A 25,044-nucleotide genomic window follows, 5' to 3' on the forward strand; every position below is an offset into this window, starting at 1 on the left:
GTTTGCCATTGTGTGCATCCATGGACTTGTCGCTGTGGACAGTATGGGTGGTCTGCTAAACCCCCTGCCATAAGTAGTTAACCATATGAAATCGTATTTTCTGACTAAGTGGGCAGTCACTCTGCGGCGTTACAACTACGGTCACATAGCTACGGCTATGCTCCCTACGTTGTGCCTTGCATAGTAACTGCCCACTTAGCCAGAAAATACGATTCCATTTGGCCAACTACTTAGGATAGCTGCACATCTTATTAACGCTGTTTTCTTTCAATCAAACCAAGTGTTGTTGTCAGCTGTCTTGTCTCGAACAGTATTGCTGTTCCCATCGGTTTTGACTGGTTGGTGAATACATGACCCTGACGTATTCATTTCTTAGCCTGTTATCGGCTGAATTTAGTAGTTAAAAGGCATTGGGGGATACATGTCTATTTTCTGGAACCTGGGATGGTTCTTTAAGCAACACTGGCTGCGTTACAGCTGTTGTGTACTTTTTCTGATTCTGGTGTCTCTTGCAGAGTTATTGCCGCCCTGGATTATCGGTGATCTCGTCGATGAGGTGCAGCAGGGCAGCATTACTTTTGCCAGTGTTTTGCAGTCATCGCTGCTTATTGCCTTTATTGGTCTTGCCATATACGCCCTGCGAAATGGCTGGCGGATTATGTTGTTTGGTGGAGCGATTGAGCTGGGCAGGGTAATGCGCCTGCGTTTATTTCATCACCTTACCCGGATGTCGCCGGAGTTCTATCAGCGACACAATACCGGTGATTTGATGGCTCACGGGACCAATGACGTAAGAGCCATTGAAATGACCGCGGCAGAGGGTGTGCTTACTCTGGTGGACTCCATGATTGCCGGTTCTGCGGTGATTATTGCCATGGTTCTGGTGTGCGGTTGGGAGATGACCGTGGCTGCGCTGCTGCCTTTCCCGGTTATGGCCTGGCTGATGTTCAGGTATGCGGGCTTACTGCATTCCCGATTCAAGCTGGCCCAGGAGGCGTTTTCCGATCTCAATAACCGGGTTCAGGAAGCGGTTTCCGGAGTGCGGGCGATCAGGGCTCATGATTTGAACCATTCACAGATGCAGAAGTTCGCAGCTCAATCAGAAACTACCGTCGCTGCCAATATGCAAGTGGCCCGGATTGATGCGATGTTTGATCCGACGATTTCCATTTGTGTGGGTGTTTCTGTTTTGGGAAGTCTGGGTTTTGGTGCATGGCGCATTGACAGTGGACTGATGACCCTGGGTGAACTGACGACATTTACCATCTATCTGGGGTTACTGGTCTGGCCAATGTTTGCCTTTGGCTGGCTGTTCAATATTGTGGAAAGGGGGAATGCCTCGCTCAACCGCCTTCAGTCACTGATGGGCGAAAAGCCCGGTGTGGTTGATAGTGAATTCAAGACTGTTAAAAGACTGGATGGTGATATCCGGTTTGACATTAAAAGCTTCACTTACCCTGGCGCAGATAAAAAGGCTTTGGGGCAGTTGGCACTGACTCTGAAGAAAGGGCAGTTTGTCGGTATTTGTGGCAGAACTGGCAGTGGGAAGTCCACCTTGCTGAGGCTGCTGTTACGACAGTACGACGATGCTGCCGTGAGTATTCAGTTAAATGGTGTTGATCATCAACAGTTCTCGCTGGATCAGCTCAGAAGCCGCTTCGCCCTGGTGGCTCAGGAGCCGTTTTTGTTTTCTGCGACCATTGCACAAAACATTGCTTTTGGAAAACCGTTGGCCAGCCGTGCAGAGATTGAACGGGTTGCCAGGCTGGCCTGTGTCCATGACGACATCGTCCAGTTTAAAGATGGTTATGAAACCATGCTTGGTGAGAAAGGAGTCAACCTGTCCGGTGGCCAGAAGCAAAGGCTGACCATTGCCCGGGCATTACTGCTGGATGCGGATGTTCTGCTGTTTGATGATGCTTTTTGCTCTCTGGACATGCAGACTGAGGCGAGAATTCTCGACAACTTGATAACATCAGGTCAACAGAAAACCATTGTTCTGATTACCCAACGACTGACTAACTTGAACAAGGCGGATCAGATTGTGGTGCTTGATCAAGGCCGGATCAGCGAATCAGGGGCGCACAGGGAGTTGATCGCCGGGAATGGCTGGTACGCCAGAATATTTAAACGTCAGTCTCTGGAAATAAAAACATCAGGGTGACTAAGTAGCTGGCCATATGGTTAGCTACTTAACTCTGTCTTCCGGGCCTTGGGAACTGGGTGGAAACGTGTTGGAAAGGAATAAGAACAATAAGCAGCAGTTTATACGGCTGTTGAATTATGGAAGACCCTACCGGCGGCAGCTGGTGCTCAGTCTGTTGCTTATGTTACTGGGTACCGGTGCCACGCTCTATGCGCCGGTATTAATGAAAACGTTTATTGATGACCATGTGGTTCCCCGTGACTGGGATCAGAATGCCCTGATCCTGTTAGCGGTTGGTTTTATGGCAATGTACCTGATGGCCGCCGTGATGAGCTGGTTTGAAGCCATGCTGTTTCAAAAAGTGGCGCTGTCGGTAGTACACGATATTCGTCGTCAAGTGTTTAATCACCTGTTCCGGTTACCGATGGTTTTTTTTGACCGGGAGCCGGTGGGCAAGCTGGTGTCAAGGGTGACTAACGATACAGAAACCGTTCGGGACCTGTTCGTTCAGGCACTGCCCGATACCATCAAAGGTGTTGTCACCATTATTGGCGTCATCATCGCCATGTTTTTGCTGGATGTTCGGCTGGCACTATTCTGTCTGGCTATTCTGCCCATTATTGTTGGCTGTATTTATCTTTATCAGAAATACAGCCATCCGGTGTTTCATGCATCCCGCGCTGTGCTCAGTGATATCAATACCCGGATTAATGAATCCATACAGGGGATGTCGGTTATTCAGGTATTGCGTCAGCAGAAGCGGGTCAGTCAGCAGTTTGAAGATACGTGTCAAGAGTATCAGCGGATTCAGAATCGTCTGGTGATCATTAATGGCGTGCTCTTGAGGCCAATGGTCCATTTTGCTGCCATGTTGGCGCTTGCATTAATGGTCGGTGGCTTTACTGGTCAGGCATTGAGCGGGCCGGTAGAGATCGGGTTGCTTTATGCGTTTATCAACTATCTCGATCGTATGTTTGAGCCATTGACCCATATCACCATGCAGATGCAGGTTTGGCAGCAGTCAGTGGTTTCTGCTGAGCGGGTTTTCCAGTTGATGGATGAACCGGTTGAGGATAGACCGGAGCGTAAGAATGGTGTGGTTATTCAGCGTGGTCGTATAGAGTTTCGTGATGTTGAGCTGTCTTATGATGGGGTTAACAAGGCGTTGGATGGTATCAGTTTTACCGTTGAGCCCGGGCAATTTGTCGCGCTGGTTGGCCATACCGGCAGTGGTAAAAGTTCCATTGTTAACCTGTTAATGCGGTTTTATGACCACCAGAAAGGTTCAGTGCTGATAGATGACCAGCCCCTGGCCTTATTCTCGGAACAGGCCTTGAGAGACAGCCTTGGGCTGGTGTTTCAGGAACCTTTTGTTTTTCAGGGCAGCATTGCTGAGAACATTCACCTGGGAAAGTCTGAAATATCCGAGCAGGGAGTGAAAGAAGCGGCTAACCGGGTTCAGGCATCTGGTTTTATAGAGCAGCTTCATGATGGCTATGAAGAGAAAATGGGTGAGCGTGGGCAGTCACTGTCAAGTGGTGAGAAACAGCTGCTGTCGTTTGCCAGAACGCTGGCTCAGGACCCTGCGATTCTGATCATGGATGAAGCCACTGCCAATATTGATAGTGAAACCGAGCTGGCTATCAAACAGTCGTTGTTTACCCTGAGGCAGGGCAGAACGACGTTAGCGATTGCCCACCGATTGAACACTATTGAAGACGCAGATCTGATTCTGGTGATGGAGCGAGGCAAAATAGTTCAGCGGGGAACTCATCAGTCACTGCTGAAAGAGCAGGGGTTGTATCGGGATATGTTTAAGGCACAGCAGGATGTTGTAGTGCAGGAGTCTGACAGGTTGTCGCTGGTTAGTTAAAGTCTATCAGGCCTTTTGCAACCGTATTTTTGCAAACAGACAGATATCGTCGTTTAAAATGAACCGAAATTATACACTGATTGTTTAAACCATATGGATCAGGAAACGAAGAGTTAAGCCTATGAAGTTGAAACTCCTGACAGTTGCTGTTGTCGGTACCGCGTTAATAACAGGCTGTGCAGTTAGCTCCCATCATTCTCTTGAGAAGCACGAGGAAGTAGCTCAGGCCCCTGAGATTTCTGGTATTGAGTATGACAATATGGATTCGTCCGTGCGTCCGCAGGATGATTTCTATCGTTATGTGAATGGTCAATGGCTTGATAAAACAGAGATACCGGAAGACAAATCACGCTATGGTGCCTTCAGCAAACTTTATGACGAGTCTCAGGAAGCCCTTCGGAAAGTATTGGAAGCAGCGGCAGAAAACAGACAATCGGCGGCTGATGAGGATGCACGGAAGCTGGGGGATTTTTATGCCAGCTATATGGATGAAGAGCGTATCAATAAGCTTGGGGTAACGCCTTTAGCAGCTGAGTTCTCCCGAATCGCTGGTATAAATACCCACCAGGATTTGCCCGGGCTTCTGGCTGATCTGGGGACCAGGGGCATCACCACCCCATTAGGCTGGTACGTCAATAATGATGCACGACAATCTGAAGTGAATGCACTCTATGTGAGTCAATCCGGTTTGGGGCTTCCTGATCGGGACTACTACCTGGCAGAGGGGGAGCGATATAAGGCTATCCGGCAACAATACCAGGATTACATGACCGAACTTTTGGTATTGGCGGGTCAACCAGAGCCCGAAAAAGTGGCAATAGCGATTATGGCGCTGGAAACAAGGCTGGCTGAAGTTCAGTGGTCTCGCGTGGAGCGACGTGATCCGATCAAAGCCTACAACAAAATGACAGTAGCTGATGCCAACCAATTAATGGGGGATTTTGATTTTTCCCGGTATCTCCGGCAGGCCGGTGTTGATGTTGATCAGGTCATTGTGCGTCAGCCGGGCTACTTTGAAAAACTGTCGTCCATTATCAGTGGTACTGATATCTCGACATGGAAAAACTACCTGACATTCCATACATTAAACAGTTATGCGTCGTCTTTAAGTGAACCCTTTGCCCAGGTACGTTTTGATTTTTACGGCAGAACGTTAAGAGGTATTGAGGAGCCTGCACCACGCTGGAAGCGGGGTGTTGACGCAGCGGATGATGTCCTTGGCGAACTGTTGGGTAAGGAGTACGTTAAAACGTACTTTCCACCGGAAGCAAAAGCCAGAATGTCAGTGTTGGTTGATAACGTTATTGAGGGATTTGAGGCTTCCATTGACGATCTTCCCTGGATGAGTGCGCCAACCAAATTTGCCGCCAAGATCAAACTGAGTAAATTTACGCCAAAGATTGGTTATCCCGATCAATGGCGTGATTACTCAACGCTGGACATTAAACCGGATGACCTGGTTGGCAACCTGATGCGCTCCAGTCAGTGGCAGTACGCAACAATGGCCGGAAAGGCGGGTCAACCGGTGGATCGCAGTGAGTGGTTTATGACACCACAGACCGTGAACGCCTATTACAATCCGGTGAACAACGAGATTGTTTTTCCGGCAGCCATTCTGCAACCACCGTTTTTTAATCTGGCCGCCGATGATGCGGTGAATTACGGATCCATTGGTGCGGTTATTGGTCACGAGCTGGGTCATGGGTTTGATGACCAGGGGGCAAAGTATGATGGTGATGGCAACCTGAGAAACTGGTGGGGTGAGGAAGACCTTGAGCAGTTTAAGGCCCGTGGTGCCAGGCTGGTGGATCAATACAACGCCTTTCAACCGTTCGATGATATCAGCATTAATGGCCAGTTGACCCTGGGTGAGAACATTGGCGATCTTGGTGGTTTGAGTGTTGCCTTGAAAGCCTATCAGTTGTCGCTTAATGGTGAAGAGTCACCAGTGATTGATGGTTTTACCGGAGAGCAGCGTTTCTTTATGGGTTGGTCGCAGATCTGGCGAATTAAATCCCGTGAGGAGGCTTTGCGCCAGCAGTTAGTGGTGGGTCCCCATTCCCCGGGTGAATATCGGGCGAGAGTGTTATCCAACCTTGATGAATTCTATAAAGCCTTTGAGGTGGAAGAAGGTGATGGTATGTACCGCAAACCAGAAGACCGGGTAAAGATCTGGTAATACCAATCGTGCTTTTGCCTCCTGTCAGGTACAGGAGGCCATTTAAAAAGGAGCTTGCTCAATGGCTGAAATTATTATCAGATCCGTAGAAATGAACGATGCGGATCATCTCAGAAAACTCTACGAGGGAGAGCGGGCTTATTCCGGTACAATGCAGCTCCCACGACCATCTCTGCAGCTCTGGGAAAACCGCCTGGAGAAGAGCAATCGGGAAAGTGTCCATCAATACGTGGCAGAAATAGATTCGAAAGTGGTTGGTTATCTGTTTCTGGATAACCCACCCAATCCGCGACGACGCCACGTAGGTTATCTCGGAATGGCCGTTCGTGATGACAGCCAGGGGCAGGGTGTTGGCAGTGCCTTGATGGCAGCCATGGTGGATCTGGCAGATAACTGGCTGAACCTGCGAAGAATGGAATTGACGGTGTTCGTGGATAATGAACCTGCAATTAAGCTCTATAAAAAATTTGGTTTTCAGGTAGAAGGCGAGTCACCGGATTATGCTTTTCGAAACGGTGAGTATGTTGGTGTTTACCATATGGGCAGGATTAACAAACGGTAATTGAGCTTGTATGACTTTTTGCCAGAAATCAAAGAGCAGATTAGGGAACCAGTGGCAGGTACGTTATCGGGCACTTTCAGCCTGAGGAGGCTGGAAGTGCCCGATTATAATAAAAAGTTGCCACCAACGGGATTGGTCAAAATCAGATGCTTACCCTGAAATACAAGAATTAATAAAAGACAGTGAATTTATGAGTAGTCAGCAGATTATCGCTCTTGGTGGCGGTGGATTTTCCATGGAGTCTTCACCGGTACTGGATGATTATATCCTTCGGCAAGGTGGAAATAATCCGAGGATTTGTTTTCTAGGCACAGCATCCGGTGACAGTGAGAGTTATATTACTCGTTTTTATCAGCGTTTTGCTCAACGGGAGTGTCAACCTTGTCATCTTGAGCTGTTCCGAAGAGATGGCCGGGATATTGAGGCTTTTCTTTGCTCACAGGATGTGATCTATGTTGGCGGCGGAAACACGGTCAATATGCTGGCTATCTGGCAGCTTCATGGTGTTGATCAGGCGCTGAAAAAAGCATTGAACAGTGGAACCGTGCTGTGTGGGTTAAGTGCCGGTTCAATCTGCTGGTTTGAAGCAGGGGTTACTGATTCCTTTGGCGGTGATTTGCAGCCATACCCATGCCTGGGCTTTTTATCTGGTAGCCATTGTCCACACTATGACGGTGAAGAAAACCGAAGACCTGCCTATCAGGGATTGATTAAACACGGTCGCCTTTCCCCGGGTATTGCAGCAGATGACGGGGTTGGTCTTCATTACCTCAATGGCGAGTTGATTCGAGTAGTGTCCTCAAGGCGCGGTGCTTCAGCATATCGTGTGGAGATGAAGGAGGGGCGGTTAGTTGAGCATTGCGTGGTTGGAGAATTGCTTATCGAATGAAGGAACTGAACGTGTAGCTGGTTGATCTCAGTATGGGGAGACAACAGAAAGACTATCACCTTTATATGTAGATTTTTTGAGATAAAAACAAGAACTAAAGTAATATGAATCTGACCCGCTTCTCCATCCACAACCCGGCAGTGATTGCTATTGCGGTTGCGCTGACTTTCATGTTTGGCCTGATGAGTATACGTCAGCTGCCCATTCAGTTGTTTCCTGATATTGATCGTCCGCATCTGTCGGTAGAGGTGTTCTGGAGGGCAGCGGCACCGGAGGAGATAGAATCAGAAGTCACAGATCCACTGGAACAGGCGCTTAAAGGTCTGCCAGGGTTGAAGATGATGGAAAGTGATTCAGGCAGCGGACGTGTTGAAATTGATATGGAATTTGCCCTGGGCACGGACATGCAGGAAACCCTGCTTGAGGTGATCAATCGCCTGAATCGGGTTTCTGGCCTGCCAGACAATATCCGTGGACCGTTTGTCAATAATAATGGCTCCAATGACAGCCTGACCTGGTTTTTTCTTCAGCAGTTACCGGGCAATGATCGTTCCATTAAAAGCTATCAGGGGCTGATTGATTCCCGGGTGAAACCGGTGCTGGAAAGTATTCCCGGTGTTGCTGGTGTCGCTGTCCGTGGCGAAGGGGAACAGCAGCTGGATATTGTTTTTGACCCATGGCGTGCCGCAGAGCTTGGGGTCACTATTCCTGAGCTGGCAGCTCGTGTAGCCACCGGTTTTGATGTTTCCGGCGGTACCCTGAATATCGGGCGCCGTGAGTATAAACTGCGGCTGGCGGGTAAATATGAGATTGACCAGCTGGGTGACATGGTGGTGTCCTGGCGTGACGGTTTGCCCGTGTACCTTCGTGATCTGGCAGATATTTCCATAAGCCGGGGTAAGGAGCGAACGCTGCGCATTCAGAATGGCAACCCGGCCATTGGCATGCAGATTTTCAAAGAGTCTGGTGCCAATGCCCTGGATGCATTACTGGGTATCAAGACTGCAGTTAAAAAACTGAATGACGATGTGTTGGAGCCTGAAGGGGTGAAGATGGTTCAGTCCTTTGATGCTTCGGTATTTATTCAGCGCGCCCTGGATATGGTCAGTACCAACCTGCTCTTTGGGATTTTGCTGGCCATTGCCGTTCTCTGGTGTTTTTTGCGGCGCTGGCGGGCAACGTTGATCATTGCCATGTCGATCCCTGTGTGCCTGATGATTACTTTGGGTATTCTGTTTTTCACAGGCCGTACCTTAAATGTTATTTCTCTGGCCGGGCTGGCATTTTCTGTTGGTATGGTACTGGATGCGGCCATTGTGATGCTGGAAAGCATCGTGCGACAGAGGGAGAACAGTAATATCGAACCAGTTAAAGCGGTGGAAGTGGCGTCGTCCAGGGTATGGGGCGCACTGCTGGCATCAACACTGACGACGATCGCTATCTTTCTGCCCGTTATGCTTCTGAATGATGTGGAGGGGCAGCTGTTTGCTGACCTTGCCTTGACCATTGCGGTTTCGGTGGCTGTTTCACTGTTGATTGCCATGACTGTGCTGCCCACCGCTGCCGCACGGTGGTTACCACAACAGGAATTTAAAGACCACTACCGCCATATCTGGCAGGGAATAAGTGACTGGATTGTTCGCCTGACCTCAACCAGCCGTCGCCGCTGGCTGATTATTGTTGTGCTGATGGGGCTGCCAATCGTATTAACCCGTGTCGCTATGCCCCGAATGGATTATCTGCCGGAAGTTAAACGGGATGCTGTCGACGTCTGGTTTAATTTTTCTCCGGGAACCAGTGTTTCATCGGTTAAGGAGGAGGTGGTTCCACTCCTGATTGAACGGCTTAAACCGTATATGGAAGGTACTGCTGAGCCAGCATTGAAAAATTATTACTTTATTCTGTGGCCCGGTGGCGCAACCATGGGGATTCGAGCGAAAGACCAGAGCCAGGTGAAAGTGCTGGAAAGGTTGGTCAGACAGGACATTGTCAATGATATTCCCGATGCAACGGCTTTTGCCCGCCAGGGCAACTTGTTTGGCAATTATGGCAACGGTAATGGCGTTAACCTCGACCTTCAGTCAGATAACCTTCCCGGGCTTTATACCGTAGCAAAGCGGGTGATTGGGCTAATTCAGGAGGAGTTGCCCGGTGCTGATGTACGGCCTTTTCCCGGGCTGGATTTCACAGCACCGGAACTGAGGCTTTTGCCGGATGATCGTCGCCTTTCTGAAGTGGGTTGGTACCGGGGCAGTCTGCCAGTGATCATACAGAGTCTGGGAGAAGGCATTCATTTGGGAGAATATTTTGATGGCCAGGAGAGCCTGGACATTATTATGCGCGGCAATGAAATCCGCTCCCCCCAGGTGTTGGAAATGACGCCGTTGATGACCCCCGCCGGGTTTGTTGTTCCTCTTGGTGAGCTGTTGTCGGTCGAGTCGAGACTGGGGCCGGAAAGTATTCGCCGGGTCGATCAGCGACGGACACTGACCCTGTCAATTTCACCGACTGATGATATGACCCTGGAAGACACACTGGATTTTGTCGAGCAGACCATTGTCCCGAAAGCTTCTCAATTGATTAAAGACGGGATTAAAGACGGTGGCCAGATAAAAATTTCCGGTAATGCTGATAGCCTTAAGCAAGCGATTAACAACTTACTGAATATTTTTATCTTTGCACTGTTGATTTTAATGATCCTGCTTTGGGGGTTATTCAGGTCCTTCAGAGACACGCTGCTGGTCATCCTGACGCTGCCACTGGCCACGGTGGGTGGTTTGCTGGCGATGGTTTTATTGAATGGTATTACTGCTCAACCTATGGATCTTTTGACCATGGTCGGCTTTATTATTCTGCTGGGGCTGGTGGTGAATAATGCCATTCTACTGGTTCATCAGGCCCGAAGTGGTGAGCGTTCAGGAATGAACAGAAAACAGGCGGTCCAGCAGGCATTGGTTACCCGGATGCGCCCGATATTTATGACCACTTTGACCAGTATCTTTGGCATGTTGCCGCTGTTATTAAGTCCTGCAACGGGCAGTGAAATATATCGTGGGCTGGCCGCAGTGATTATTGGCGGCATGACCATCAGTACGGTCTTTACATTAGTGCTGCTGCCGAGCCTGTTACGGGTCGGTGAAAAAGAGGTGGCTGATACCAAAATGGAGCCAAGCGCATGAAACTATTACGTCTGAACGGTATGTTGATCCTGCTGATGCTGGTTGCTCCCGTTAGCTTCAGTTCTACTGCCGTGACCACGGCTGTGGTGGAAACTCATTATTCAGCCCCTGTTCATTGGTTGAACGGCTCTGTAATCAGCCGGGAGAGTGCCAGGATCAGTGCAGAAGTGAGTGGTCGAATTGTCTGGCTGGCGGATTTTGGACAACCATTGCAAGCAGGTGATCTGCTGGCCAGAGTGGATGATGCAGCGCTAACACTGGAAGTGGACAGTCAAGAGCTGGCAATGCTCAGGGCCCGTGAGAAGTTTGAGTATTTGAATAAAGAGCTTGAGCGTCTTCAGGCATTGCATAAGAAGAAAAGTATTTCAAAAAGTGTGTTGGATACAGCGGAACATGATTATCGTATTGCCAAACTGGATTGGCAGCTGGCTACTGTGAATCATAAGAAGGCGCTTGATCAGTTGCAAAGAACAAAAATACGAGCGCCGTTCGCCGGAGTGATTAATGATCGAATGTCGGCCGCTGGTGAATTTGTCTCTATTGGTGACCCCCTTGTTCAACTGATTAATACCGGACGGATTGAGGTGAAGGTTCAGGTACCCATTGAGCTGTCAGGCTATCTGGATGAGCAAAACTTGCTGGATATCCGCGACGGTGAAAAAACTTACCAGTCACAGTTGATTACCCGGGCGGGGTCGGCAGATTCAAAGTCCAGGTTAATGGAGGTGCGGCTGAGCCCGATTGACGTTAACTGGGCTCCCGGTGCTCCGGTGAAGGTTGCCATACCACTGAAAAAACCGCTGAAAGCATTGAGGGTTCCCAGGGATGCCGTGGTCATGGACGGTGATGGGCATAAGGTTGTTAAAGTCATCCGGGAAAGCGAGGTTTATCAAGCGCAGCCTGTAGCTATTGAAGTGCTGTCTGGCAGTGAGCTGTATGTAACGATACGTGGGGATGTGTATCCCGGTGATCGGGTGGTCGTACGAGGTGCCGTTGGTTTAAAGGCTGATGATGTGGTTACGCTGGTTGATGGCGAGTTAAAGAACGCTGGATGATTTCAGGATTTCTACCGTGCAGTGAACTGCTCCACAGTTATGGCAGATCACTTTATTATGGGACGGATTGCGGGAATTACTGAGTGATACTTTCGTCCTATGGGCTTTACAAGCTCTATGGGGATGGGTAATATCGTCGCCTCTCTGGTTCGCAGTCAGTTGTGGACGAGGAGTTCTTATTCTGTCTATCAGCCTGTGGCTGGTGTAGACATGGGTCGTTAGCTCAGTCGGTAGAGCAGTTGGCTTTTAACCAATTGGTCGTAGGTTCGAATCCTACACGACCCACCATTTTCCAGTTTTATAGCCGTTGGTGAACTTTTTGCCTGCGGCTTTTTTGTTAGTGAAGTTTAAGCTGTGGTCGGGTTGTCCTGCTGATCAGGTCCTTCAGAATCAATGTTCCGGTTCTCAGCTTGCCAAAGAGCGTCATCTGGTGCATTCGGTACAGGCTGATGTAAAACCATTTGGCCAGTGTTCCCTCAATCATCATATCGCCGGTAATGGCACCCATCAGATTGCCCACGGCACTAAAGCGGCTCAGGGAGATCAGGGAGCCGTAATCCTGGTAATTGAATTCCAGCGCTGTGGCGCCATTGGCCTGGGCTATCAGGCTTTTGGCCAGCAGGGATGCCTGTTGATGGGCCGCCTGTGCCCGGGGAGGGATAGTAATATGTTCATTTTTACTATCGGTCAGGGTGCAGCTTGCGCAGTCGCCCATGGCGTAGATTTGATCGTCCAGCGTCGTTTGTAAGGTGGAACGGACAACCAGTTGATTGATCCGGTTGGTTTCCAGGCCGTCTATATCGGACAGAAACTCAGGTGCTTTGATCCCCGCTGCCCAGATTCTCAGGTCGGATTCAATAAACTCACCATCACGGGTGGTTACCCCGTCAGCCTTGATTTCGCTCACCATCTGCCGGGTCATTACCCGAATCCCCATTTTGCTTAACTGCTTTTGAACACTGTTGCTGATTCGAACCGGCAGTGCAGGCAGTATTCTTGCGCCTCCCTCGATGATGGTTACTTCCAGATCCTCCGGCTTGATGGCATCCAGTCCATAGTGGGCCAGTTCAATGGCGGCAAAATGGAGTTCTGCGGCCAGCTCCACGCCAGTGGCACCGGCACCAATAATGGCAATGCGAAGCCTGGTGCTTTCGTTATTGCTTGCCTGGGCGTGAAGATAGTGGTTAATCAGAGTGGTGTGGATTTTCTCTGCCTGTTGACGGTTATCCAGGAACAGGCAGTGCTCTCTGGCACCGGGTGTATTGAAGTCGTTGGCGGTACTGCCGACGGCAATAACCAGCTGATCGTAGGCCAGGGTGCGGGCAGGCACAACCTCGTGACCGCTGGCATCCTTAACAGGGCTGAGTCCGATGGACTTTTCTGCGCGATTCAGGCTGGCCATCTTGCCGGGAATAAATTTGAAGTGGTTCCATTTGGCCTGTGCCAGATAGCTTAATTCATCTTCGAAGGCATTAAGGGAGCCAGCGGCCACTTCGTGCAGGAGTGGTTTCCAGAAATGGGTATTATTGGCATCGATCAGGATGATTTCAGCGCGCTGTTTTTTGCCGAGTTTCCTGCCCAGGCCGGTGGCCAGTTCAAGCCCCCCGGCACCACCACCAACGATCACGATTCTATGGAGTTTGTTCTTCACATTGATTCCAGTTTTTTCTATTAATTATGTATGGCTGTTATAAGGGCTGTTATTGTTTCACCGGAGAGCCGAACTTACTGTTCATGGCTATTTTTTTGCCTGCGTTCTGGTTGCAGGTCATCCTCTCAGTCAGGTAAAACCAGGTAGCCGATGATCCGGCTTAAAACACCAAGCACAACAATAACAACCGTTAGCCAGGCCATCAGGCGCAGAGGTCTGAATGGCGAACGCTCGACTTCATTAACCCCTTCCTTTAAATACTGATCAACCCGCTGCTGGTCTTCAGGATACAGCCGTTTGGATTGTTGGGCGGAACTGGCAATGGGCTTTTTATCGGCGACAGGTGCAGAAGTACTCTGGCTCATGGTCATAACTCCCTTTCTTCAGCCCAAACATAGTACATTCTGAGATCGGCGGAAAGGTGATGGGATGGTTTTTGACCGATTTATCAAACTTTTCGGCCGGATTTGCAAAACCAGTGAACACCATTGTCATTCAGTTAACAGGGCTTCTTAAGGTAGACATTAAGCGCCTACTCACCTCTTCGAGAAGTTAAAGACGGAACCACGAAGGTCACGAAGAGCACAAAGAAGAAATTTCCTTTCCCTTCGTGCTCTTTGCCGTGAAAAATATTTTGCTTAACCATTTTTCACCCCTGAGGGTGGCGCAAACTATTTTCACGCGCCATGGGCATTTGTGTCCTCTTTGCCGTGAAAGAAAATTGCCACGGAGGCACGGAGACACAGAGGTAAAACTTTATCTTGTCTCCGTGCCTCTGTGTCTCCGTGGCAATTTTTCTTTCACGGCAAAGTTTTGAGTCATCAAAGTAGGCTAAAGCGATGAACGGTGTCGATAATGCGACAGATTTATCCTTCAATTGTATTCTATGTGGTGATGACGGGTATATCAGAGGAGAATATGGTGGGCGTTCACTGGTCAAAACCTCTTGCAATCCGATACCTCACGTTTTTCACCTGGAATGCATTACCCGATGGTTTGACAGTGATCAGCAGAAGGTAAAAAGGCTTGATGAACGCCAATGCGGTGAATGTAACCAGAAAAAGGCACTGCCATTGATCCGTATGAACGGTATGAGACCACTTGAAGACGAATCACCTTAATTGTGAAACCCTGATATTTAATGCCTGCCGTACTGGGGATACGACCAACTTGAAAATGCTTCTGCGCCAAGATGAGACTTTGGCCAATCGGACTTACCATTCGGTAACCACCGGTCATCCTGAACACCTGTTAGCTGTCGCTTAAAGGAAGGACATACTGATTTAGTCCGGCTCTTGATCGACTAGAAAATTCTTGAAGACTATAAGTAGTTAACCAAATGAAATCATATATTTCTGACTAAGTGGGCAGTCACTCTGCGGCGTTGCAACTCCGGTCACATAGCTACGGCTATGCTCCCTGCGTTGCGCCTTGCATAGTAACTGCCCACTTAGCCAGAAATATACGATTCCATTTGGCCAACTACTTAGAGCCCAACCATCAGACTGTCTTCTACAGTGAGCAATAAAATTGCGCGGAGAACCGATGCCGGGCCTTGAATCTTGTTTGTTTCAAACCTCCACTTCATACTGCGACAAACCCGGTGCAACACTTTTGATCTCTACTTTCTGAATAAATACCTTTTCCCCAACACATACAGACTCCCCCCCTTAACGGTAATAATCGAACCATCCCGGAGGGTGGCCTGACTTGTACCGTTGCCATTGTTGGCGGTAATGGTGGCGATAATCCGCCCCCCTTCAGCAATGAGTACCTTAAACTGTTGCCAGATATTTGTGGTTGCCATCACTTCTATTTCTAATAAACGACTAATGTCTTATGCAAGGTGGTTAGGTTTTAGGTTCGCTCCTGACTTTTGAATTTTAACGACAATCGTCTTGTTAAAATTCTGTTTTTTGTGGAACTTAATCCGCTGATTTTTGCCCTACCCACAGTGTTGAGTCAAATGGCTGGCTAAAGCAATGAATGGTGTCGGTAGAAACGAGGCAAATTTATTCTTTGAATGTTCTATCTGTCGTGGTGACGACGGCTATTGCGGACAGCTTGGCGGGCGTTCTCTGGTCAAAACCTCTTGCGAAGGACGTCACTTTTTCCACCTGGAATGCATCTCAGACTGGCTCAACAGTAAACAACAGTCAGCAATGGCTCTTGACCAACGCCAATGTGCATACTGCAGGGAACCGGCACTGCCATTGAATCGTATAGACGGTGTGAGACTGCTTGTTGACGAATCCTCTTATTGTGAAACCCAGATATTTAATTACTGTCGTACCGGAAATCTGCGCGAGCTGAGTGCGCTCCTGCGCCAGGACAGGACTTTGGCCAATCGGACTTACCATTCGGTGACCACCGGTCATCCTGAACACCTGTTAGCTGTCGCCATAAAGAACGAGAATACTGATTTAGTCCGGCTCCTGATCGACTGCGGTGCCGATGTCAATGCCGTCGAGCACAATGGTGAGTCCCCCCTGTACATTGCTGCCCAGAAGCGCCGCACCGAGGACTTCAATATGCTGATCGAGGCTGGGGCGGATATCAATAACGTAGTGCGCACGGCTGACCGGAAGGGCGATGCTCAACTGCTTAGATACCTGAGCAGCACTCAACCAGGCCAACTTGCCCTTAATAACGCACTGCTCGAAGCCACCGAGCTGGGGCAAACGCAGCGTCTTGGAAGCCTGATCACAGCGGGAGCGAACAACCTTAACGATGCCTTGAACATCGCTTTTCTGTCAGACTACACCGAGGGCCGACGCATTCTGGAACAACATGGTGCAAATATTTTTACTGCACTGAACACTGCTGCCAGAGAAAGACCTTTGGAATTTTTCACTCTTCTCTGCGAGAGGCACTTCAACGAAACCAATGAAGAAGGTCAAACGCCGTTACATATCACTGCAGCCATGGGGTATAGCAGATGCCTGGAAAGGATGCTTGAAATCAACAGAGAGAAGGTCAATGCTCGCAACAATAACGGCGAAACAGCCCTGCATCTGGCCGCTTGTAACGGCCACGGCGAATGCCTGAGGCAGCTGATTGAAAATAAGGCGAATATAAATGCCACCAATAAGAAGGGCGAAACGGCTCTTCACAAAGCTGCTGATCGAGGCCAAACAGAGGCCATCCAGATATTGCTGGAGTTTGACCCCTCCCTGGCCAAAGAGAAGGATATAAATGGCTGGACGGCTCTCCACTTAGCTGCTCGTCAAGGCGACACAGCGGCCGTCCTGAAATTGCTGGAGATTGCCAAAGAGAAGAATAAAGATGGCGATACGGCTCTCCACTTAGCTGCTCGTAATGGAAAAACAGCGGCCATCCAGACATTGCTGAACTTTGACCTCTCACTGGCCAAAGAGGAGGCTAACGATGGCTCTACGGCACTCCACGCAGCTGCTTATCAAGGCCAAACAGAGGCCATCCAGAAATTGCTGGAGTTTGACCCCTCCCTGGCCAAAGAGAAGGATGACGATGGCTGGACGGCTCTCCACGCAGCTGCTCGTAATGGCCACACAGAGGCCATCCAGAAATTGCTGGAGATTGACCCCTCCCTGGCCAAAGAGAAGGATGACGATGGCTGGACGGCTCTCCACTTAGCTGCTCGTAATGGAAAAACAGAGGCCATCCAGACATTGCTGGAGATTGACCCCTCCCTGGCCAAAGAGAAGACTAACACAGGCTCGACGGCTGCCCACTTAGCGGAAAAGAATGGCCACAAAGAGACCGTCAAGCTGCTGAAACTTGTGGCTCTCCGCTTAGCTGTTCGTCAAGGCGACACAGAGGCCATCCAGAAATTGCTGGAGATTGACCCCTCCCTGGCCAAAGAGAAGAATGACGATGGCTGCACGGTTCTCCACGCAGCTGCCAGAAACGCCAATGCAGAAACCGTCAAGGTTCTGGTGGCCGCCAGAGGAATCAATGTCAATGAGAAGGATAACAAAGGCTGGACGGCTCTCCATTTGGCTGCTAGATACGCTAGTCCAGAAACCGTCAAGGAGCTGGTGGCCGCCAGTGGAATCAATGTCAATGAGAAAGACAACGATGGCTGGACGGCTCTCCACTTAGCTGCTAGTAATGGCCGCACAGAGATCGTCGAGGTGTTACTTACTGCTAAAGGCATTGAGGTCAATTAAGGAGGATGACGATGGCTGGACGGCTCTTGACTTAGCGGCAATGGATGGCCACACAGAGTGCAAGAAAATTCTTGAAGACTATAGAGCCCAACCATCAGGCTGTCTTCTACAGTGAGCAATAAAATGGCGCGGAGAACCGGTGCCGGGCCTTGAATCTTGTTTGTTTCAAACCTCCACTTCATACTGCGACAAACTCGGTACAACACTTTTGATCTCTACTTTCTGAATAAATACCTTTTCCCCAACACATACAGACTCCCCCCCCTTAACGGTAATAATCGAACCATCCCAGAGGGTGGCCTGACTTGTACCGTTGCCATTGTTGGCGGTAATGGTGGCGAAAATCCGCCCCCCTTCAGCAATGAGTACCTTAAACTGTTGCCAGATATTTGTGGTTGCCATCACTTCTATTTCTAATAAACGACTAATGTCTTATGCGAGGTGGTTAGGTTTTAGGTTCGCTCCTGACTTTTGAATTTTAACGACAATCGTCTTATTAAAAATTCTGTTTTTTGTGGAACTTAATCCGCTGATTTTTGCCCTACCCACAGTGTTGAGTCAAATGGCTGGCTAAAGCGATGAATGGTGTCGGTAGAAACGAGGCAAATTTATTCTTTGAATGTTCTATCTGTAGTCGTGACGACGGCTATTACGGACAGCTTGGCGGGCGTTCTCTGGTCAAAACCTCTTGCGATGCACGTCACGTTTTCCACCTGGAATGCATCACAGACTGGCTCAACAGTGAACAACAGTCAGCAAAGGCTCTTGACCAACGCCAATGTTGTGATTGCAGGCAACCGGCACTGCCATTGATTCGTATAGACGGTATGAGACCGCTTGTTGACGAATCCCCTTATTGTGAAACCCAGATATTTAATTACTGTCGTACCGGAAATCTGCCCGAGCTGAGGGCGCTCCTGCGCCAGGACGAGAATTTGGCCAATCGGCTTTATTATTCGGTGACCACCGGTCATCCTGAACACCTGTTAGCTGTCGCCTTAAAGAACGGACATCCTCATGTAGTCCGGCTCTTGATCGACTACGGTGCCGATGTCAAAGGGAACCGGGGTCGGGTCTTGAATCTTGATTGTCTCAAACCTCCACCTCAAACTGCCCCAAACTCGGCGCAACGCGTTTGATCTCTCCTTTCTGAATAAATACCTTTACCCCAACACCTTCAGACTCCGCTTTGATGGCAGTCATAGAACCCTCCCGTAGCCTGGCCTGACTGGTGGCATTACCTTTATTGGCCTATTGGCCGTAAAATGGTGGCGACGACCCGCACCCCTCCAGGAATAAGTGCCTTGAAAGTTGCCAGATATTCGTTGGTTGCCATCACTTGAACTTCGGTAAACAAACGTTCAATGACTGATGCAAGACGTTTAGGTGCGTACCTGACTCAGGGATTTTAACGACAATCCTCTTGTTCTATATGCTGTTTTTTATGGAATTTTCTCTGCTGATTTTTGTCCTACCCACAGTCTTGAGACATAAAGCAGGTTAAAGCAATGAATGGTGTCATGGGCAACGCGGCAGGCTGCAACCGGGGGCAGGTCTTTCCTTTTGAAAGTCATTAGACGTTTGAATTTTCAAATTCTTATGTTAAGTCTTGAACCTTGAAAGTAACTGTTTGCTGAAGTCATAATTCAAGCATCAAAAGCCTGCTGTTGAACTATGCTTTGTGGATGTTTGATATCCAGACGCCTGAATCCACTTCTGGCCAACCCGTCGCCCCCACACCCTTCAGTCTTGTTCAAGTCACTTTGACCAAGCAGGAATACATTGATCTCAAGTGGCAGGCCAACCATTATCAGGAAATGTTCGAGCGAGCCAGGCAACGTGAGCGCGAGCTGACAGCCACTATAGCCTCAATGAAAAAGGCACATGAGGCTGAAATTGTTCGGCTTGAAGCGCAAATCAAAGACCTCCATTCCCAGCTGTCCCATAATAAGTAGCTAACCATATGAAATCATATATTTCTGACTCCTTGTTCAGGCACTCTGCTTCGTTACAACTCCGGTCACATAGCTACGGCTATGCTCCCTCCGTTGTGCCTCGCATAGCACCTGCCCAAGTAGCCAGAAATATATGATTCCATATGGCCAGCTACTTAAAACACATGATCTTTGGTCGCTCTACCGAGAAGAAAAGCCGTTCCAAACAGAATTCAGAAAAGCAGGGTAAAAATACTACACGACCATCGTCGAATCGTAATCGAGGCCATCAACCAGGGACTCAGGAACACGGCCGGAGAAAACATGAAAACCTGCCGGTCGTTGACCAGGAAGTTGATCTGCCGGAAACGACAGTTATTGCGCCACTTGTCGCTTATCTTTTAAGCCACACCCGGGTTGCGATCATTGCGATGTCATTGAGATTCAAGTGAAGCCGCATATACGGCGCTACCATCGCAAGCGGTATCTCAAAACATGTAACTGTCCGACAACGCCCGCCATTGTCGCTGCCCCGTCACCAGCGAGACTTGTGAACAAGGGGCTTTGCCGATTTGTCCATGACCTGGATATTCCGATGGACAATAACATCGCAGAGCAAACACTTCGTGGTCCGGTTGTCGGTAGAAAGAACTATTATGGCAGCCGGAGTGAGTGGAGTGCGGAGCTGGCAGCCTGGCTTTTTACGGCGTTAATGACCCTGAACCTGTGGAAGATTAATCAGCAGCGGTGGCTGACAGGCTATCTGGAGGCATGTATTGCCAATGACAGAAAGCCCCCGGAAGATTTAAGCCAGTGGATTCCCTGGCAAATGAGTGAAAGTCGGCTCAACGAGTTACGAATCCACGATCCACCACCTGCCAGATCAGTCTGATTAAGCATTAGGGAAAACCCCCGGTTGGCATCAAGTATTTTGCGTTCCGGAAAGTGGCTGGTATTAATATAAGGGGCAGGGCACTTTCGAAATCACTTTCGATCAGAGGCAAAGGCATGGCATTTAACAGGGAATTGTTATTACTGGCTTTCCGGCAATGGCGTTATCAATGGCGACAGAGTTTTATGGAGGTGAAGCGATATGGCATAAACCCACGGTTTGTTTTTCCATGGTTATGGTTGAAGCTCAGTTATCTGCTGGATAGTCCGTACGCGGTCAGTCGTCGTTACCAACGTCGTATCAAGGCAGAGAACATCTATGTCTACGGTGAAACACCCTTGACCAGCCTGGAGTTAATTGCGGAAAGATCGGGCGTAACTTCAGACGATCATGTGTTTGAACTTGGTGCCGGGAGTGGTTTTACCAGTATCTGGTTGCAGGGGGTTAAGGGGTGTCAGGTTACCGCTATTGAGCAGATTCCACTGTTCTGCTGGCGTTTGCAGCGTACCAGCCAGCGTATGCGGTTGCATGGCATTGATGTTCGTTGTGAAGACTATCTGACGTCGCCACTGGATAGCGCATCAATTATCTACCTGTATGGCTCAAATCTTGATGATCATGTCATTACCGGGCTGGCAGAGCGCCTGGCCGAGCTGCCTGCTGGCATCAGGATTATTACCGTCAGCTATGCGCTGCAGCCATTTCTGCATCAGCAGGCGTTTAAGGTGACTGATCAGTTCACGGTGCCTTTTGAGTGGGGAGAGGCGGAGGTTTTTTTGCAGGAAAGGATGTCGGCAACTGAAGTGCTGACGATTATGGCGCCGGGGAGTCATGTGTCAGACAGCTATTCTTGCATCGTTCCCGAGAGCGGGATGGTAGAGAATGAAGAATGATGCTTTTGTACGTGATAGCCGTGGCTGGAGAGCGCTTATTTACAGCATACGTTGGACGGAAGAAAGCCTGCGCACAATCCGTTTGCCATAACGTACAATCAGATCGGGTATCTTCCGTTCCGGAAACCGCTCAAAGCTGCTGTGAATAAACGACCAGGCGGCGTTTGCCTGTTTGACGGGTACCATGGCGTGGGGATGATCACCTAACTCATCATTAAAAGCCGTCATTCGCTGATGGAACCGGTTGGCCTGTGCTTTCAGTTGCATTTGGTTAGTATTGGCGATCTCGGTATTTTGTTCTGAAACCAGCAGGTTCAGGTAGTCTCTGGTCATGTATTGCATCAGTAGCGCTTGCTCCAGAAAGCGCAGATTGGCCTTGTCTCCAGCCAGTACATTGGTGACTTTTTGCCTCAGCAGCAACAGCTGGCGATCCATTTTCGCCAGTACCCGCAGTAATGAGGTTCCAGAAGGGGGGGCAGAGCTGGCTGGAATGGTGCTCAGCCAGGTAATGTGTTTGTTGACCACCGGCCAAAGGGATACGACGGTGACCAGCAGTTTATTGGCTTCAGGATCATCAAGGCTTTCTGGCAGCGTATTGATGGTGATGTTGACTGATTGCTGTGCCAGCTGCAGCGCGTTTCTGGCATCCTGATCGAGAAAATCCAGCTGCAGGCGGTGAATGCTGATCAGTATGTCATTGAGCATTATTTGCTGTTGGATAATGGTGGCAGGAGATAGGGCAGGGGGTTCTTTTTCGCTCGCTTTTACACCGAATGCCAGCAGGATTGAGGATAATGTGATTACCGTTGCTGCACGAAAAGCTGCACGAAAAATCATAGTGGCTTCCGGGTTGTTTTTTATCAGGTGTTTATCGGCAAGCGGGATGCTCGCTGTAGGAGGCTGTCCGAGAATAGACTGCCCTACTGCGGTGGCAGCAAATTGGTCTAAAAAGTCGGAAATTTTTAGCAAATAGAACCACTATTCACTAAAAATTTCCGACTTTTTATCCTCAATTTTCTGCCATCCTCGCTACGGGCGCTATTCTCGGACAGCCTCCTAGGAAGCAGACCTGAATACCCTCTGCGAATAAAAGCGTGTGCAGTGTGATGCAGGCACCCATCCCTGGGCGTCAGATCAATCCCTTGTCTTTATTTGTAGCAAATTTGTTCTGGTATGGATACTGCTTAATTCTGCTTAAGCTGTGCTTTCAGTTTGTCAGGAACCCCGGTGATGATCAGTTGGTCGTTGGTTTCATCATAGCGAATCTGCCCGCCCAGCAGCTCGGCATCAAAAGAGAGGCTGAGTCCCTTGCTTCGCCCGGTATAGCGTACCAGCTGGGTCAACTTGCGGCGTTCAGGGGACATGGGGGTGCTCATGTCATAATCCCCGGTGTTGACGAAGCGGGCAAAGTCATCCGGGCCAGCTTCGCTGAGGTGGCCTGTCAGCTCCTGCATTGACAGACTTTCCCCTTCGTCCAGTTTGTTCTGGCAGTAATCATAAACCTGTCGTTTTACAATCGTGCGGTTTTCTTCCACCGGCTCTTCCTGACAATAAGCCTCCACTGCCTTGAGAAGGGTGTCCGCTTCGTCTTTGCTGCTGCTGGTTTCACTGCAGCCAATCACCTCCTGGAATACGGTGCTGAGACGTTTGCCTCCTTTTGGTCGAAGAAATGATAGATAGCGCCCCGCTTCCGGGTTTTTCTGCCAGTCGGTAATGTTGATGCGACAGGCCAGGGACATACGAGCAGTGTCCAGGTAGGACGTGTCCTGAATGGTCAGCTCATCAGTAATGGTGACACTGTTCTGGCTGCTGAGCATGCAAAGCAGCAGATAACGGGTCAGGCCTTGTTGATAGTCTGCGAACATCACATAGCCACCATTGATGGCTCCGGCCTCACTGAGGTTTTGCCCAAGGCGGGTCAGTGTTTCTGTGGTGAACTGGGTAAAACCGACGGCCTGTTCATCGGAACTTTGATCCATATATTGCTTCAGGCGTTCAGGAAAACTGTCCTCTGCCAGATCAGAGAACTGACCATAACACTTGTCGGGTTTTTTATTATAGGTTTGCAGCAAGTCATCCAGTACCAGCTCCAGAGAGGGGGTGGAGACCAGGCTCTGGGAAGCTGGAGTGGGCTGTAACTGCTCTGAACCATGGGCAAGGTCCAGTTTGTGCACAATAATCTGTTTGATGGTCATGACTTGATGCTGGAAAGTCCGAATTGATAGCTCAATATGGTACAGGGATTCTGCGTGTTTTGCTTTACTCGACAAACTCCCGGCACGGCCTGAAGATGGGTAATGGATTGAATTCATTATGGCAGGCATTACTGGTGCGGGATGGAAGTAAAGTGGTTATTCAGGCTCTGTCTGACCTGTTTGTCCAGGGCATGCTGATTCGGGTTCACTTTGGCCATCAGCTGAATGCTCAGATACAGGTTCAGAAGCTCGCTGGCGATGACTTCATGATCAATAGTAGCGCTGCTGTTTTTTTTCGGTTCTGTATATTTCTCAATAAAATCAATAAAGCCTGTCCGCAGCATCTGGATGCCTTTCTGCACCCGTTCTGATGCATCGGGTGGCAGTAGATGCAGCTCATTGCTGGTGGTCACCAGGAAACAACAGTTGCGGTAGCTGGCCTCCTGACCATGACGATAACCGGAGGTAAAAAAGCGTCGGAGATCCAATAGCGTGGGACTGTAAGCCAGGTACTTATCGATTCTGGGTTGCAGCTGCCATTCAAGGTAGTGATCAAGAGCGCAGAGAAATAATTGCTCTTTATTCTGGAAATGATAATAAAGGCTACCCGGATGCATATCGGTAACCTCTTCCAGTTGCTTCAATGAGCAGGCATAAAACCCCCTGGACCAGAAAAGCTCAAGGGCATCACTTAACACCTGTTGTCGATTGAACGAGGATGATCTTCCCATAGGCTTACTATTGATTATTGTCACTCTAAGTTAGCAGAGTTTTGACCTCTGTAAACAGTCCCTGTGGTGCCAGGACATGGCTTATGCCATGATTTCGTTGAATTGCAGAAACGTCGCGGACCACCATATCCATTAAACAGGTTGAATAACAAAGGTGATACATCATGGCGCTCACACCCTCTTCTATGGTTGAACTTGGTTTTCAGGCTCCGGATTTCAGTTTGCCGGATGTTTTTTCCGGGACCGAAAAAACTGTGGCTGAGGTGGCCCGAAGTAAAGGGCTTCTGGTGATGTTTATCTGTAACCATTGTCCTTATGTTGTGCATATTGAAGAAGCGCTGGTGGCATTGGGTAAAGAGTTTCATGGCACGGATCTGGGCATTGTCGCGATCAGCGCCAATGATGTGACCGATTACCCCCAGGATCGCCCTGAGTTAATGGCCCAAAAGCCCTATGGCTTTCCGTATCTTTATGATGAAACTCAACAGGTGGCTAAAGCCTATCAAGCGGAATGTACGCCAGACTTTTTTCTTTTTGATGGAGATTTGAAGTGCGTTTATCGCGGGCAGTTTGATGGCTCAAGGCCGGGGAATGGTAAACCGGTGACAGGAGATGATCTTCGCAGTGCCATGACTGCTTTGCTAAAGGGCTTGCCAGTCAGTGAAGATCAAAAGCCCAGTGTCGGTTGCAACATCAAGTGGCGTAAATAGTGGG

Annotated in this window: 22 protein-coding genes and 1 tRNA gene; 16 read left to right on the forward strand and 7 right to left on the reverse strand. The window is 49.3% G+C overall.

Translation table 11 applies throughout. The annotated features are described in order from the left end of the window. Positions 1 to 421: 421 nt before the first annotated feature. From CX664_RS16125 to CX664_RS16160, 8 genes are all read left to right on the forward strand, one after another. A complete protein-coding gene (locus CX664_RS16125) occupies positions 422 to 2,164 on the forward strand; it encodes an ABC transporter transmembrane domain-containing protein (protein WP_101747734.1) in 1,743 nt (580 codons plus the stop codon). Positions 2,165 to 2,231: 67 nt separating this feature from the next. Then, positions 2,232 to 4,019, forward strand: coding sequence for an ABC transporter ATP-binding protein (locus tag CX664_RS16130; protein ID WP_219622212.1), 1,788 nt, complete (start codon positions 2,232 to 2,234; stop codon positions 4,017 to 4,019). A 121-nt stretch (positions 4,020 to 4,140) separates the two neighbouring features. Then, a complete protein-coding gene (locus CX664_RS16135) occupies positions 4,141 to 6,198 on the forward strand; it encodes a M13 family metallopeptidase (RefSeq protein WP_101747736.1) in 2,058 nt (685 codons plus the stop codon). 61 nt (positions 6,199 to 6,259) lie between these two features. Beyond that, entirely contained in the window at positions 6,260 to 6,760 is a 501-nt protein-coding gene (locus CX664_RS16140) for a GNAT family N-acetyltransferase (RefSeq protein WP_101747737.1), read from the forward strand. A gap of 190 nt (positions 6,761 to 6,950) precedes the next feature. Beyond that, on the forward strand, positions 6,951 to 7,649 hold the full coding sequence (locus tag CX664_RS16145) for a Type 1 glutamine amidotransferase-like domain-containing protein (RefSeq protein WP_101747738.1): 699 nt from the start codon (positions 6,951 to 6,953) through the stop codon (positions 7,647 to 7,649). Between the two features lie 104 nt (positions 7,650 to 7,753). Next, on the forward strand, positions 7,754 to 10,828 hold the full coding sequence (locus CX664_RS16150; RefSeq protein ID WP_101747739.1) for an efflux RND transporter permease subunit: 3,075 nt from the start codon (positions 7,754 to 7,756) through the stop codon (positions 10,826 to 10,828). Further along, the gene (locus CX664_RS16155; protein WP_101747740.1) at positions 10,825 to 11,883 is read left to right on the forward strand and encodes an efflux RND transporter periplasmic adaptor subunit; all 1,059 of its coding nucleotides are present in this window, start codon (positions 10,825 to 10,827) and stop codon (positions 11,881 to 11,883) included. Before CX664_RS16150 ends, CX664_RS16155 begins: the two co-directional genes overlap by 4 nt. 212 nt (positions 11,884 to 12,095) lie before the next feature. Further along, positions 12,096 to 12,171: transfer RNA gene (locus CX664_RS16160), tRNA-Lys, on the forward strand. A 49-nt stretch (positions 12,172 to 12,220) separates the two neighbouring features. Here CX664_RS16160 and CX664_RS16165 read toward each other — a convergent pair. Next, the gene (locus CX664_RS16165; RefSeq protein ID WP_101747741.1) at positions 12,221 to 13,534 is read right to left on the reverse strand and encodes an FAD-dependent oxidoreductase; all 1,314 of its coding nucleotides are present in this window, start codon (positions 13,532 to 13,534) and stop codon (positions 12,221 to 12,223) included. Positions 13,535 to 13,659: 125 nt separating this feature from the next. Further along, on the reverse strand, positions 13,660 to 13,899 hold the full coding sequence (locus tag CX664_RS16170; protein WP_101747766.1) for a DUF3094 family protein: 240 nt from the start codon (positions 13,897 to 13,899) through the stop codon (positions 13,660 to 13,662). A 474-nt stretch (positions 13,900 to 14,373) separates the two neighbouring features. Here CX664_RS16170 and CX664_RS26490 point away from each other — a divergent pair, with 474 nt between their 5' ends. Next, positions 14,374 to 14,655: a hypothetical protein gene (locus CX664_RS26490; RefSeq protein ID WP_180966521.1), complete on the forward strand. Its 282-nt coding sequence runs from the start codon at positions 14,374 to 14,376 to the stop codon at positions 14,653 to 14,655. Positions 14,656 to 15,155: 500 nt separating this feature from the next. Here CX664_RS26490 and CX664_RS16180 read toward each other — a convergent pair whose 3' ends face one another. Further along, positions 15,156 to 15,341: a hypothetical protein gene (locus CX664_RS16180; RefSeq protein ID WP_101747743.1), complete on the reverse strand. Its 186-nt coding sequence runs from the start codon at positions 15,339 to 15,341 to the stop codon at positions 15,156 to 15,158. A gap of 175 nt (positions 15,342 to 15,516) precedes the next feature. On the opposite strand from CX664_RS16180, the gene CX664_RS16185 reads away from it, so the two are divergent. After that, on the forward strand, positions 15,517 to 17,685 hold the full coding sequence (locus CX664_RS16185; protein WP_101747744.1) for an ankyrin repeat domain-containing protein: 2,169 nt from the start codon (positions 15,517 to 15,519) through the stop codon (positions 17,683 to 17,685). A gap of 165 nt (positions 17,686 to 17,850) precedes the next feature. Here the strand turns inward: CX664_RS16185 and CX664_RS16190 are convergent, their stop codons facing one another. After that, the gene (locus CX664_RS16190) at positions 17,851 to 18,087 is read right to left on the reverse strand and encodes a hypothetical protein (protein ID WP_101747745.1); all 237 of its coding nucleotides are present in this window, start codon (positions 18,085 to 18,087) and stop codon (positions 17,851 to 17,853) included. Between the two features lie 176 nt (positions 18,088 to 18,263). Between CX664_RS16190 and CX664_RS25785 the strand changes: the two genes are divergently transcribed. From CX664_RS25785 to CX664_RS16215, 5 genes are all read left to right on the forward strand, one after another. Then, positions 18,264 to 18,824, forward strand: a complete 561-nt coding sequence (locus tag CX664_RS25785) for a hypothetical protein (RefSeq protein ID WP_146000064.1) — start codon at positions 18,264 to 18,266, stop codon at positions 18,822 to 18,824. 528 nt (positions 18,825 to 19,352) lie between these two features. Beyond that, the gene (locus tag CX664_RS16200; RefSeq protein WP_146000065.1) at positions 19,353 to 19,640 is read left to right on the forward strand and encodes a hypothetical protein; all 288 of its coding nucleotides are present in this window, start codon (positions 19,353 to 19,355) and stop codon (positions 19,638 to 19,640) included. 143 nt (positions 19,641 to 19,783) lie between these two features. Next, positions 19,784 to 20,071: a hypothetical protein gene (locus CX664_RS16205; protein ID WP_101747748.1), complete on the forward strand. Its 288-nt coding sequence runs from the start codon at positions 19,784 to 19,786 to the stop codon at positions 20,069 to 20,071. Next, on the forward strand, positions 20,068 to 20,511 hold the full coding sequence (locus CX664_RS16210) for an IS66 family transposase (RefSeq protein ID WP_180966522.1): 444 nt from the start codon (positions 20,068 to 20,070) through the stop codon (positions 20,509 to 20,511). Before CX664_RS16205 ends, CX664_RS16210 begins: the two co-directional genes overlap by 4 nt. A 116-nt stretch (positions 20,512 to 20,627) precedes the next feature. Further along, on the forward strand, positions 20,628 to 21,404 hold the full coding sequence (locus tag CX664_RS16215; RefSeq protein ID WP_101747750.1) for an SAM-dependent methyltransferase: 777 nt from the start codon (positions 20,628 to 20,630) through the stop codon (positions 21,402 to 21,404). A gap of 39 nt (positions 21,405 to 21,443) precedes the next feature. Here CX664_RS16215 and CX664_RS16220 read toward each other — a convergent pair whose 3' ends face one another. The 3 genes from CX664_RS16220 to CX664_RS16230 form a co-directional block, all read right to left on the reverse strand. After that, on the reverse strand, positions 21,444 to 22,241 hold the full coding sequence (locus CX664_RS16220; protein ID WP_101747751.1) for a hypothetical protein: 798 nt from the start codon (positions 22,239 to 22,241) through the stop codon (positions 21,444 to 21,446). Between the two features lie 347 nt (positions 22,242 to 22,588). Next, positions 22,589 to 23,599, reverse strand: coding sequence for a nucleoid-associated protein (locus tag CX664_RS16225; protein ID WP_180966523.1), 1,011 nt, complete (start codon positions 23,597 to 23,599; stop codon positions 22,589 to 22,591). A 128-nt stretch (positions 23,600 to 23,727) separates the two neighbouring features. After that, the gene (locus CX664_RS16230) at positions 23,728 to 24,330 is read right to left on the reverse strand and encodes a TetR/AcrR family transcriptional regulator (protein WP_101747753.1); all 603 of its coding nucleotides are present in this window, start codon (positions 24,328 to 24,330) and stop codon (positions 23,728 to 23,730) included. Positions 24,331 to 24,494: 164 nt separating this feature from the next. On the opposite strand from CX664_RS16230, the gene CX664_RS16235 reads away from it, so the two are divergent. Beyond that, positions 24,495 to 25,040 carry a thioredoxin family protein gene (locus tag CX664_RS16235; protein WP_101747754.1) on the forward strand — a complete coding sequence of 182 codons (546 nt, stop codon included), beginning with the start codon at positions 24,495 to 24,497 and terminating at the stop codon, positions 25,038 to 25,040. The last annotated feature ends 4 nt before the right edge of the window (positions 25,041 to 25,044 follow it).

This window comes from Endozoicomonas acroporae (assembly GCF_002864045.1).
GTDB lineage: Bacteria > Pseudomonadota > Gammaproteobacteria > Pseudomonadales > Endozoicomonadaceae > Endozoicomonas > Endozoicomonas acroporae.

Excerpts from the sequence above, each read along its gene's own strand:
- CX664_RS16145 (WP_101747738.1), top strand. The coding sequence starts at position 6,951 with ATGAGTAGTCAGCAGATTATCGCTCTTGGTGGCGGTGGATTTTCCATG.
- CX664_RS16190 (WP_101747745.1), bottom strand. The coding sequence starts at position 18,087 with ATGGCAACCACAAATATCTGGCAACAGTTTAAGGTACTCATTGCTGAA.
- CX664_RS25785 (WP_146000064.1), top strand. The coding sequence starts at position 18,264 with ATGAATGGTGTCGGTAGAAACGAGGCAAATTTATTCTTTGAATGTTCT.
- CX664_RS16205 (WP_101747748.1), top strand. The coding sequence starts at position 19,784 with ATGGCCAGCTACTTAAAACACATGATCTTTGGTCGCTCTACCGAGAAG.
- CX664_RS16150 (WP_101747739.1), top strand. The coding sequence starts at position 7,754 with ATGAATCTGACCCGCTTCTCCATCCACAACCCGGCAGTGATTGCTATT.
- CX664_RS16125 (WP_101747734.1), top strand. The coding sequence starts at position 422 with ATGTCTATTTTCTGGAACCTGGGATGGTTCTTTAAGCAACACTGGCTG.
- CX664_RS16235 (WP_101747754.1), top strand. The coding sequence starts at position 24,495 with ATGGCGCTCACACCCTCTTCTATGGTTGAACTTGGTTTTCAGGCTCCG.
- CX664_RS16225 (WP_180966523.1), bottom strand. The coding sequence starts at position 23,599 with ATGACCATCAAACAGATTATTGTGCACAAACTGGACCTTGCCCATGGT.
- CX664_RS16180 (WP_101747743.1), bottom strand. The coding sequence starts at position 15,341 with ATGGCAACCACAAATATCTGGCAACAGTTTAAGGTACTCATTGCTGAA.
- CX664_RS26490 (WP_180966521.1), top strand. The coding sequence starts at position 14,374 with ATGAACGGTGTCGATAATGCGACAGATTTATCCTTCAATTGTATTCTA.
- CX664_RS16135 (WP_101747736.1), top strand. The coding sequence starts at position 4,141 with ATGAAGTTGAAACTCCTGACAGTTGCTGTTGTCGGTACCGCGTTAATA.
- CX664_RS16230 (WP_101747753.1), bottom strand. The coding sequence starts at position 24,330 with ATGGGAAGATCATCCTCGTTCAATCGACAACAGGTGTTAAGTGATGCC.
- CX664_RS16185 (WP_101747744.1), top strand. The coding sequence starts at position 15,517 with ATGAATGGTGTCGGTAGAAACGAGGCAAATTTATTCTTTGAATGTTCT.
- CX664_RS16220 (WP_101747751.1), bottom strand. The coding sequence starts at position 22,241 with ATGATTTTTCGTGCAGCTTTTCGTGCAGCAACGGTAATCACATTATCC.
- CX664_RS16170 (WP_101747766.1), bottom strand. The coding sequence starts at position 13,899 with ATGAGCCAGAGTACTTCTGCACCTGTCGCCGATAAAAAGCCCATTGCC.
- CX664_RS16215 (WP_101747750.1), top strand. The coding sequence starts at position 20,628 with ATGGCATTTAACAGGGAATTGTTATTACTGGCTTTCCGGCAATGGCGT.
- CX664_RS16140 (WP_101747737.1), top strand. The coding sequence starts at position 6,260 with ATGGCTGAAATTATTATCAGATCCGTAGAAATGAACGATGCGGATCAT.
- CX664_RS16155 (WP_101747740.1), top strand. The coding sequence starts at position 10,825 with ATGAAACTATTACGTCTGAACGGTATGTTGATCCTGCTGATGCTGGTT.